Source organism: Clostridium pasteurianum (assembly GCF_001705235.1).
GTDB lineage: Bacteria > Bacillota > Clostridia > Clostridiales > Clostridiaceae > Clostridium_S > Clostridium_S pasteurianum_A.
In genome coordinates, this window is the sequence record NZ_MCGV01000001.1 from 3,231,279 (window position 1) to 3,242,135 (window position 10,857).

The 10,857-nt window shown below is 30.6% G+C and carries 9 protein-coding genes and 1 riboswitch; of the genes, 4 read left to right on the top strand and 5 right to left on the bottom strand.

All coding sequences use genetic code 11. The features are described from left to right. Positions 1 to 30 precede the first annotated feature (30 nt). Positions 31 to 954, top strand: a complete 924-nt coding sequence (locus BEE63_RS14520; protein WP_066022075.1) for a galactose-1-phosphate uridylyltransferase — start codon at positions 31 to 33, stop codon at positions 952 to 954. Between the two features lie 468 nt (positions 955 to 1,422). Here the strand turns inward: BEE63_RS14520 and BEE63_RS14525 are convergent, their stop codons facing one another. Next, positions 1,423 to 2,778 carry a M28 family metallopeptidase gene (locus tag BEE63_RS14525; protein ID WP_066022076.1) on the bottom strand — a complete coding sequence of 452 codons (1,356 nt, stop codon included), beginning with the start codon at positions 2,776 to 2,778 and terminating at the stop codon, positions 1,423 to 1,425. Positions 2,779 to 2,962: 184 nt separating this feature from the next. Between BEE63_RS14525 and BEE63_RS14530 the strand changes: the two genes are divergently transcribed. Beyond that, positions 2,963 to 5,119, top strand: a complete 2,157-nt coding sequence (locus BEE63_RS14530; protein ID WP_066022077.1) for a Tex family protein — start codon at positions 2,963 to 2,965, stop codon at positions 5,117 to 5,119. A 54-nt stretch (positions 5,120 to 5,173) separates the two neighbouring features. Next, a riboswitch (FMN riboswitch) is annotated at positions 5,174 to 5,290 on the top strand. A gap of 88 nt (positions 5,291 to 5,378) precedes the next feature. Beyond that, entirely contained in the window at positions 5,379 to 6,008 is a 630-nt protein-coding gene (locus BEE63_RS14535) for an ECF transporter S component (RefSeq protein WP_066022078.1), read from the top strand. 273 nt (positions 6,009 to 6,281) lie between these two features. Here BEE63_RS14535 and rimI read toward each other — a convergent pair whose 3' ends face one another. The 4 genes from rimI to BEE63_RS14555 all read right to left on the bottom strand — a co-directional run bounded on the left by rimI (position 6,282) and on the right by BEE63_RS14555 (position 9,612). Next, positions 6,282 to 6,737 carry a ribosomal protein S18-alanine N-acetyltransferase gene (rimI, locus tag BEE63_RS14540; protein WP_066022079.1) on the bottom strand — a complete coding sequence of 152 codons (456 nt, stop codon included), beginning with the start codon at positions 6,735 to 6,737 and terminating at the stop codon, positions 6,282 to 6,284. Next, positions 6,730 to 7,443 (bottom strand): tRNA (adenosine(37)-N6)-threonylcarbamoyltransferase complex dimerization subunit type 1 TsaB, encoded by a 714-nt coding sequence (tsaB, locus tag BEE63_RS14545; RefSeq protein WP_066022080.1) that lies wholly within the window; start codon positions 7,441 to 7,443, stop codon positions 6,730 to 6,732. The genes rimI and tsaB overlap by 8 nt, the downstream gene beginning before the upstream one ends. After that, positions 7,440 to 7,898, bottom strand: coding sequence for a tRNA (adenosine(37)-N6)-threonylcarbamoyltransferase complex ATPase subunit type 1 TsaE (gene tsaE, locus BEE63_RS14550; RefSeq protein ID WP_066022081.1), 459 nt, complete (start codon positions 7,896 to 7,898; stop codon positions 7,440 to 7,442). Before tsaE ends, tsaB begins: the two co-directional genes overlap by 4 nt. A gap of 454 nt (positions 7,899 to 8,352) precedes the next feature. Then, on the bottom strand, positions 8,353 to 9,612 hold the full coding sequence (locus BEE63_RS14555; protein WP_066022082.1) for an HD-GYP domain-containing protein: 1,260 nt from the start codon (positions 9,610 to 9,612) through the stop codon (positions 8,353 to 8,355). 287 nt (positions 9,613 to 9,899) lie between these two features. Here BEE63_RS14555 and BEE63_RS14560 point away from each other — a divergent pair, with 287 nt between their 5' ends. Next, entirely contained in the window at positions 9,900 to 10,817 is a 918-nt protein-coding gene (locus tag BEE63_RS14560; RefSeq protein WP_066022083.1) for a metal ABC transporter substrate-binding protein, read from the top strand. Positions 10,818 to 10,857: the final 40 nt, after the last annotated feature.

A 10,857-nucleotide genomic window follows, 5' to 3' on the forward strand; every position in this document is an offset into this window, starting at 1 on the left:
AAAAGTACAATGTAGAGGAGATGCGTTATTTTGGGTATAAGAAAAAATCTCATAAAAAACGCAGTGGTCATTGTAAATAAAAAGAGGGGAGAACGACCAAATGAACTAACTATGGAGAAAAAGGAAGTTTATGAATGTCCATTCTGCCCTGGAAATGAGCACAGGACCCCTGTAATTATTTATGATTCAAAAGCACCTTATAATATAAGAATTTCAAAGAATAAATATCCCATAGTAAAAGAAAAAAATCAAGATAATGAAGGAATTTTTGGAGAACATTATGTGGTAATAGAAGGTGAAGAGCATGATGTTAATATGCATGAATTTACAAAAGAAAAAATGAAAGAAATTATAAAAGCCTATAAACATGTTGTACACAAGTTGTATGTGGATAAAGATATAAAATACGTTCAAATATTTAAAAATTGTGGAAAAGATGCAGGAGCTTCGATTAAACATCCACATTCTCAAGTTGTTGGTATTAATTTAGTTCCAAAAGATATTGCAGATGAAATCCAAAGAGCGGAGGATTTTTATAAAACTAATAAAACGTGTATTTACTGTAATATCTTAAAAAGTGAGCTCAAAAATCGAAAGAGAATTGTTTATGAGGGTAAGTATTTTACAGCATTTTGTCCAAATGAATCTTTATACCAGTATAAAATGACTATAATAAAAAATCATCATCAAAGTAATTTTGAGTTTGATGATGATGAAATGATGGATTTAGGTAATGTAATTTTAGTTAGTTTAAAAAAGTTGAATAATGTTAAGAAAAATTGCAGCTATAACTTATGTTTTCATTTTATAAAAGATGACAATGTATTTTATCATTTTTATATTGATATAATACCAAGATTAAATCCATTAGGCGGATTTGAACTTGGCACAGGTATTATGATAAACACAGTAGAACCCGAAGTAGCAGCTGAAACTCTTAGAAATGAAGGGTGAAGTAATAGAATTTTAGAACATTAAATAAAGCTCATAAGTCTTATCATAATTGGGGTTTGGATCATAGACCCATTATCCTTCTGTATAAAATATAGGCTATCTTAATGTTTACGATTAATAACTCGCATAGGATAAGAGTGCTTTTATATGTTTAAGAAGGATAATGAGTTAAAACTTAAGTTTGTGCATAATCTTATTCACAACATATTAATGATGATTAATACATTACCCCATTTACTCCCAAAATTTCGTAGGTACGGAGGAATTTTTTCCTTGTTTTACTCCAAAAGCAAATTAACATTGATGAAGTAACGATTAAAAAAAACTCTAATAAATCTTGGATAAAAAATCATAAAATACTTAGAGTTTTAAATTTGTTTGAACGTTAGTGAGTTATTGAAAACTCTTAGAATTTTATGATTTTTTATCTTAGATTTATAGAATTTTTTTTTACGTTACGAATCAATGTTAATTTGCTTTATTTTTCAAATTTACTACTATAATTATCATAAACGATGCAATAAATCCGCATAGGGAAAATATCATTATTTGCCTATTATATAGTACAAGTGGGTTTAAGCCATAAGCTTTTCGCATTATTTCTTTTGAAGATACATCAAAACACCTATTTATAGAGTCTGCAGAGATATATTTATAAGTGTCAGATGGAGTGTGTATTCTTGAAGTATCATTATCACAGAAGGTAATAGCAGATACTTTATCTTTCCTAAATGGAGAATGATCACTGGCGTCTTCAAATAAGTAATTAAAATATATGTGATCTTTTTTACATATAGCTGCCGTATCTTCTATTAAAGGTGTTTTGGAAGAATCTTTTTTTGAGCCCATAAGGCATAAGGGAGCAGACTTTGGTGATCCAACCATGTCAAAATTGAATACATCTGCATCTTTTAATTTTGGTAAGTATTTATCGACGAAAGCTGATGAACCTTTAAGTCCAAATTCTTCGCCATTAAAAGCAGCAAATATTATATCTCTGTCAGGTGTTCCAAGGGATTTTAAAAATTTACTCATTTCAATTACAAAACTTGTACCAGAAGCATTGTCGAGAGCACCTCCATATACAGTACCATTTAAATCAGTTCCCATATGATCAAAATGGGCTGATATTACTATAGGATTTTTAGAACTTTTACCTTTTATATATCCTACAATGTTTTTTAGATTAGTCGAATCGTTTGTATAAGGTATAAAGCAATCCACAATATAGCCGTTAATGAGATAATTTTTCAGCTCATTTAGTGTTTGCTTAGTTGTGATTATAAACATAGAATAAGGATTGTCACCGTCAAAGGAGCTTCTGAAAGATACATCATTATTCTCAGTTGCATAAAAAACATATGTGTTGTCTTTGCATTTGATTTTGAGGTAAGATGGTGCCACAGCAAATTTAAAATTTCTATACAAAATAGCATGGTTTTGTTTAAAACTGAGCATGTCTTCTTTAAAGTCTTTGCCATACAAATATTCTTTTACTAAGCTGTTATTACTGCTGTTTATTACTTTTAAGTAAGGTGTACCAGCTACTTTTTTAGGATATGAGGTTTTAAACACCTGGTAATAATAATTACTATTAAATTTTTCTAGATTTTCACTTTTAAATTGTGATTCTATATATCGTGCAGTTTCCTCATTTTCAAGGGTTCCGCCCATTCTTCCCTTAAAATAACTGCTGGATAGAAGGGAGATATTCTTTTTTACAGCATTGTAATCAAATCTATGTATGTTCTTGTATTTGTAAAAGCTTATACCAAATAAAAGTGCAAATAGAATAAGGGGAATAAACAGAAGTTTTTTTTTCATAAAGTCTCCAATCCATATATAACGTATTAAAATTTATGCGCTATACAAATAAACTTGTTTATTATAATTTGTATGTGCAATAAAAAAAGTATATTACTTAAAAGTTGAAATACTTAAAGTTTTTGTTTTATAATATTAAAGTATGAAAATTGTTAGACGTAACATTTTGGAGGTAAAATTATTTATGAAAGATATAAGTACTAGATTAGCTGAGAAATTAAATATAAAAGTTACTCAGGTGAAAAATGTAATAGAAATGCTTGATGAAGGTGCCACAGTTCCTTTTATAGCAAGATATAGAAAGGAAAGAACAGGTGGATTAGATGATGTTACATTAAGAAATTTACATGAAGATCTTGTATATTTAAGAAATCTTGATGATAGAAAAGAAACGGTAATAAATTCAATTGATGAGCAAGAAAAGCTCACTCCTGAATTAAAAGATAAAATATTAAAAGCAGAAACAATGACAGAGGTTGAAGATTTATACAGACCATATAAGCCAAAGAAGAGGACGAGAGCAACTATAGCACTTGGAAAAGGGCTAAAACCTCTTGCAGATGAAATTTTAAGTGGTAAGTTTAAAGGGGATATAGAAGAGTTTGCTGCAACCTTTATAAATGAAGAAAAAGGCGTTAAATCAGTAGAGGATGCACTTAAAGGTGCTGAGGATATTATAAGTGAAGTAATATCTGATAACGCAGAGTTCAGAAAATGGATAAGAAAATATACATACAAGAGTGGGATTATAGAAACTGAAGGAAGCAGCAAAGAACCTACTCCGTATGAAATGTATTATGATTTTAAAGAAGCTGTAGCTAAAATACCAGGTCATAGAATACTTGCTATAAATAGAGGAGAAAAGGAAAAAATATTATCTGTAAAGATAACCTGTGATGAGGAAAAGATAATAAATTACCTTGTTTTAAACTGCTTGGTTGGAAATAAAGTAACGGATAAATATGTAGAGGAAAGTGTTAAGGATTCTTTTAAGAGATTAATATATCCATCAATTGAAAGAGAAATAAGAGCAGAGCTTACCGAAAAAGGTGAGAATTCAGCTATTGAAATATTTAAAGCTAATTTAAAGGCTCTTTTGATGCAGCCACCTATAAAGGGAAATGCTGTACTTGGATATGATCCTGGATTTAGAACAGGATGTAAGATTGCAGTTCTAGATGAAACTGGTAAGCTTCTTGATACTGCTACAATTTATGCAACAGCGCCTCAAAACGATATAGAAGGTTCAATAAAGACATTAAAGGAATTGATATACAAGTATAATGTAGGAGTTATATCACTTGGTAACGGAACGGCAAGCAGAGAATCTGAAGAGGTTGTAGCAAGGCTTTTAAAAGAGGTAAAAGAGGAAAAAGGCATTGATGTTTATTATGTAATAGTTTCAGAGGCAGGAGCGTCTGTTTACTCTGCTTCAGAGCTTGCAGCGAAGGAATATCCAGATATAAATGTTTCTTTAAGAGGTGCTATTTCTATAGGTAGAAGACTTCAAGATCCTTTAAGTGAACTTGTAAAAATTGATCCTAAATCTATAGGGGTAGGTCAGTATCAGCATGATGTTGCACCTAAAAAACTTGATGAATCACTTAAAGGTATAGTTGAGGACTGTGTTAATAATGTTGGTGTAGATTTAAATATAGCAACTCCGTCTCTTTTAGCATATGTATCTGGAATAAATGCAAATATTGCAAAAAACATAGTGGATTATAGAGAAGAAAATGGAGCTTTTAAAAATAGAAAAGAGCTTTTAAAGGTAAAAAGGCTTGGACCAAAAGCTTTTGAGCAGTGTGCAGGATTTTTGAGAATAATGGATGGAGATGAAGTACTTGATAATACCTCAGTTCACCCTGAATCTTATGAAAAAGCAAAGGAATTTTTAAAGAAGCTAGGATATGAAGAAGAAGACGTAAAGCAGGGGAAACTGCAAAATATAGATTCCATGGTAAAACTTTTGGGAATTGAGAAGATAGCAGAGAGCCTTGATATTGGAGTGCCAACTCTTACAGATATAATAAGTGCTATAAAGAAACCTGGTAGAGATCCTAGAGAAGAAATGCCAAAGCCAATATTAAAGACAGGTATTATGGATATAAAGCAGCTTAAGCCTGGCATGACTTTAAAAGGTACAGTCAGAAATGTTGCTGATTTTGGAGCCTTTGTGGATATAGGAGTGCATCAGGATGGTCTTGTTCATATAAGTCAGCTTTCAGATAGATTTGTAAGGCATCCACTTGATATAGTTAAAGTAGGAGACATAGTTGATGTTAGAGTTCTTGAGGTTGATGAAAAGAGAAATAGAATTTCATTAACAATGAAGAAGTAGAAATTAAGAGCTTGTATTTATAAAGATTATGTTGTATAATATAGAAAAATAAATTGTGATCTTCAGGGCAGGGTGTAATTCCCTACCGGCGGTAAAGCCCGCGAGCCTTTTTAGGCATGATCCGGTTAGATTCCGGGGCCGACAGTAAAGTCTGGATGAAAGAAGATAGAAGCATTACTTTGATGTGTATGCCCTGACGCGTGTTTGTGTCAGGGCTTTTTAATTTTAATGCTCTTGAAGATTAATAGGAGGGTATAAAATGAAAAATTCAAAAATCAGTAACTTAATCAAAATCTCACTTTTAGGAGTAATAGCATTTATACTAATGTTTGTTGAAGTTTCAATTCCCGTATTTCCATCATTTTTAAAAATGGACATAAGTGATTTACCAGCACTTTTAGGAGCATTTGCACTAGGACCTGTAGCAGGAGTTATAATAGAACTTATAAAAAATATTTTACATCTTTTAAGGACTCAAACAGCAGGCATTGGAGAATTATCAAATTTTCTTGGTGGAGCAATTTTTGTTTTTGTTTCGGGAGCTATGTACAAGCATAAAAAAACAAAGAAAAATGCAGTGGTTTCTCTTTTATCTGGAATTATATTGATGTCAGTACTTGAAAGTTCCCTAAATTACTTTGTATTTTTGCCTTTATATGAAACACTTCTTCACTTCCCTATAAAGGAAATTGTAAAAATGGGTCATGCATTAAATTCTTCAATAAATAACTTAAATAGTTTCGTTGTATACTCAATTTTACCGTTTAATATACTTAAAGGAGTTTTGGTTTCAGTATTAACAATGGCAGTTTATAAAAGTCTTTCACCAGTACTTCATAGAGAAGCAGAAGGCGTAGTAAACAAAAAAGCCGAAAATGCAGTTAAATAAAGGCAAGTAACAGTGATTTGGAACATTAAAAAAATTCTATAAATCTTATCATAACCGGGGCTTGGGTCAAGGACCCATTATCCTCCTTGTTTTTGCCGCTACGAGAAGTAACAGTATTTTAAGAACTGTTAAAAAAAACTCTAATAAATCTTGGTAAGAAAATCTCAAAATACTTAGATATTTAATTTGTCTGAGCATCTTTTCAGCGAGTTATTGAATATCTTAGGATTTTGAGATTTTCTTACCTTAGATTTATAGAGCTTTTTTTATGTTCTAAAATACTGTTACTTCTCGTCTCCACATGATAATGGCATCTTCATCATTATCGCTGTAATATTTTTTCCTTATGCCATTTTCTTTAAAGCCAAATTTTTTATAGAGATTTTGAGCTATGAAGTTTGAAGCTCTAACCTCTAAGGTCATTGAAAAAACGTTTTTTTCATGGCATAAATTAATTAAGGATTCAACAATTATATTTCCAACACCTATTCCTCTAAATTCAGGGTGAACAGCTATATTTGTTATGTGTCCTTCGTCAACTATGAGCCATATTCCTCCGTAACCTATAACAGTATTACCTTTCTTTACCACTACATATTTTGCAAATTTGTTTTGCAGCTCGCTCTCCATAGATTTCCGTGTCCATGGAGTAGGAAAGCAGAGATTTTCTATAGAAATTATTGCATCTATATATTTTTCTTCTAGGGGACAGATGGTTAAATCAGTCATCTATGCTCATTCCTGTTCTCTTTTCATATTCTCTTTCAGCCTGTGATTTTCTAATGTAAATAGGGGCTGAGGTTATTAAGTCATCATGTGTCCCATTCTTTAAAAGATTAAGCCCAATTTCGCACAAACTTGAAGCCTTAACTAAGTTAAGATGTGCTGGAGCAAAATGAGCATTTTCAAGATTTTCTTTAAAAAATCCCTTGAATTTAAATGTTCCATCACCTATAAATGTGACTTCGGAATTATAGCCCTTTAAAATTTCTAAAAGTTTTGTAATATGTAGAGCATCGTACTCTGTAAGCCTTTTTAACTGATCGCCTTCAAAGGTATAAATAGCAGTATATACATTGTCTCTAAGAGCATCCATTATTGGACATATAATTCCAGATGTATATGCTAGATTGTAAGCTAAGGCATCAAGTGAGGATATACTTACAAAAGGCTTTTTAGAGCCTTCACTTAAGCCTTTTACTATTGACATTCCTATTCTTAAGCCTGTGAAAGAACCTGGACCTTTTGATACAACAAAGCCATCAAGATCTTTAACTGTAACATTTGTAGTAGATAACATAGTATCAATCATATTCATGAGTATTACTGAATGTTGTTTTTTATAATTAAAGGTTATTTCACCTAAAAGCTTATCATCTTCCATTACAGCACATGTAGCAGCTTGAGTAGCTGAATCAATTGCTAAAACTTTCATATTTTAATCTCCTTTACATAATCGTATCTTTTCCCGGTGAAAGTTATGCTTATTTTTCTTACGGTATCACCCATATCGGGCATCTTTTTTATATCAACGCTGATATGTTCAGCAGGTATTATACTTTCTATATAATTAGACCATTCTATAACACTTACAGCATCACTGAATATGTAGTCATCAAAACCTATAGAATAAATTTCGTCCGGATCATTTACTCTATAAACATCAAAATGATATAACTTGAGTCTTCCAGTATATTCATTTACTATGTTAAAAGTCGGACTAGTTATGTATTCATCAATATCAAGACCCTTAGCAATTCCTTTTGTGAAATGCGTTTTGCCCGCAGCAAGGTCACCTGTGAGACAAATTACATCGCCAGGTTTGGTTAAAGAACCTAATTTTTTTCCTAAATTGAAGGTTTCATCAACACTGTTTAAAATAAATTCCATAAAATCACCTCTAATTTGTGAATCTCTCCTATAAAATCTTACATCAAATGCGCAAAAAATACCATAACATATTATTATGGAAAGATAACTAATAAAATTAAATCTTTGTGAAATTTAAGGGCTTAAATAATTTTACTCCCAAAATTCTGTAGGTACGTAGGAATTTTTTCATTGTTTTACTACAAGAGCGAATTAATATTGATGAAGTAACGATTTAAAAAAAAATCTAATAAATCTTGGTAAAAAAATTATAAAATACTTAGAGTTTTTAATTTGTCTGAACGCTAGTGAGTTATTGAAAGCTCTTAGTATTTTATGATTTTTAATTGGATTTTTTTATTAAGAAATCTAATTTACTAATCGTAAACATTAAAATAGCCTATATTTTATACAGAAGGATAATGGGCAAAGCCCAAACCTCAGTTATGATAAGAGTTATAGATTCTTTTTAATGTTACAAATCAATATTAATTCGCTCTATTTTTTCTAAAGCACTTTTTAATTGAGAAACAGCTTTTGGACATATGAATCCATCGTCAGTCATACCATCTAGTATTTTAAAAGCACGTTCTTTACTCAAACCCTTACGATAGGGTCTGTCTTCCGTTAGAGCTTGATATATATCACAAACACCCATTATTCTGCATTCAGGAGATAACTCACTTGCAGTTAAATGCATTGGATATCCTTTGCCATTCAATTTTTCGTGATGGGAAGAAGCCCAGTAACTTATATCTTTTATATCCTCTATTCTATCCAAAATTATCTTTGTGTAATACACATGAGATTTTATGATAGAAAATTCATCATCAGTTAATGAACCGTTTTTATCAAGTATTGCTGATGGAATAGCAAGTTTTCCTATATCATGAAGAAGACCAGCTATTTTCATTTTAAGGCATTTTTCATCAGAGTATCCTAAGTATTTTGAAACCTCGTAAGCAAGATGTGATATCCCTCTTGAATGTTCAGCTGTAAAACTACTTTTACTATCAATTATTTTTGCAATCATTAAAGCAAATTTTTCAAATTGTTTTAGGTTAAGTTCGGTATCAATATCAGGAGATATATTATCAAGTATGAAATCTAAAAATGATATATTCTCCATATCAAACCAAAAAATTTCTTTTGATGATATATCTAGAAAAGCATCTCCTATTTCTTTATCGAATATGGTACCTGAATTAGCCTTTATGGATGTAATTATATTTTTGCGTTGCTTATAAGCAGGGATATTTTCTCTATACATTAATTCAATTGTGTCGGATAAGTGAATTATCTTACTTTCCAAAGGTATTTTATCGCTAGTTAAATGAAAAGGTCCTGTCCCATTAGAATTTTCGTGATGATAGCGTATTATGGAAGATATACTGTTAAATACAGGTAAATCATGAGTTATTGATGCCCCACAAATACAATGTTCCTTTATAAATTCACTTGAGGTATGGCTTTTACTTAATGAATTAGTTGCACCTATGTCGTGAAGTAGGGATGATATATATAGTAATTTCATAGAATTTTCATTTAATTTTAGAAATTTCCCAAGTTTTAAGGCTATGTAAGTAGTGCGTTTTGAGTGATTATAAAACTCATGATTGGAAAGATTTATGCTGGAAATGCTATCGCCTAAAGACAGGTTTTCAGAAGAACTAATTTCCGCTAGGTCTAACGCTAAAGATATAGCTCGTATTGTTTTTTCAAAACTTATGTCCATAGTTATCCTCCCAATAAAATTATATACTACTATCTTATCATATTGGAAAGAAATATAAAATGTTCAAGCGCAATTTTATTAAAATTTTATGTTAAATAAAAAATTTATAAAGTTGAGATTAAGCTCTATTATAGATTTTACAGGATGAAACTTAAGTTATACGTGCTACAAAGTATTAGCATCAAAGCATTATAGTGCATGTATAGCTTAATAGTTGAACTGTGAATCCTTTATATGTATAATGTATAGAGAAACTGCACTTTTCAAGTAGTAATTGAGGTGAAAATATGAAAAAGTTTTTTTGTTTTTTTATAAATGTGATTTTAATAGTAACTCTTGTTGGATGTGGAAATGGAGAAAGGACAAATGTAAAGGTTCCTTCTAAAACTACAGATGGTAAGAGTTCTAATGTGAGTTTAGATATAATGGTTAGTAATAGAATGCTTTATAATGTGGTAAAAGATATGTCAGGTGATAGGCATAATGTTCAATTTATGTTTAAGGATGATAAAACCATAACAGATTTTAAATATACTTCAGATAGTGTAAACAATGTATCAAAATATGATATATTCATGTACTTAGGAGCTGATTTTGAACCATGGGCATCAGATTTTATAGGTAAACTTAACAAAAGTAGCATTTCAACCGTGGATATGTCAAGGGGAACTAAGATTTTAGATTTGAATAATAAAATTAAGTATGGAGATGTAACCATAGATAAAAATCCTTATTATTGGACGGATTTAGGCAGTTATAAGACAATGCTTGTAAATGTAAAAAATTCCTTAGAGGAAAAGGATCCTAAGAGTAGAGATTTTTATGAAAAGAAGTTTTCCCAAAATATAAAGAAGGTAAATGATGTAGAAAAGGATTTTAAATTAGTAAATGATAAACTAAAAGATTATACTTTTGTAACAGATGATTATCAGTTCGATTATTTCTTGAAATATGCTGGGGTAGATAGTATTAGTCTTACAGAGGATCAAATGTCTAAACCAGATGATAAAGACCTTGACAACAAGTTAAAGGATAAGGATAAGCTTGTGTACATATATAATGATGATAGTAAGCTCCAGACGAATAATGCAGTAATACAGAAGTATAAAATGAAAACACTTAAATTTATAACTTACGATGAATATTCAGATTATGTAGGAACCATGAAAAAAAATATAGAAGCTATGAATGAGCTCATAAAATAGTATTGTTTTAAATGCTAGCGGTAAAAGTACTGCTAGCATT

Coding starts and splice junctions, on each gene's coding strand:
- BEE63_RS14525 (WP_066022076.1), bottom strand. CDS start 2,778: ATGAAAAAAAAACTTCTGTTTATTCCCCTTATTCTATTTGCACTTTTA.
- BEE63_RS14530 (WP_066022077.1), top strand. CDS start 2,963: ATGAAAGATATAAGTACTAGATTAGCTGAGAAATTAAATATAAAAGTT.
- BEE63_RS14535 (WP_066022078.1), top strand. CDS start 5,379: ATGAAAAATTCAAAAATCAGTAACTTAATCAAAATCTCACTTTTAGGA.
- rimI (WP_066022079.1), bottom strand. CDS start 6,737: ATGACTGATTTAACCATCTGTCCCCTAGAAGAAAAATATATAGATGCA.
- tsaB (WP_066022080.1), bottom strand. CDS start 7,443: ATGAAAGTTTTAGCAATTGATTCAGCTACTCAAGCTGCTACATGTGCT.
- tsaE (WP_066022081.1), bottom strand. CDS start 7,898: ATGGAATTTATTTTAAACAGTGTTGATGAAACCTTCAATTTAGGAAAA.
- BEE63_RS14555 (WP_066022082.1), bottom strand. CDS start 9,612: ATGGACATAAGTTTTGAAAAAACAATACGAGCTATATCTTTAGCGTTA.
- BEE63_RS14560 (WP_066022083.1), top strand. CDS start 9,900: ATGAAAAAGTTTTTTTGTTTTTTTATAAATGTGATTTTAATAGTAACT.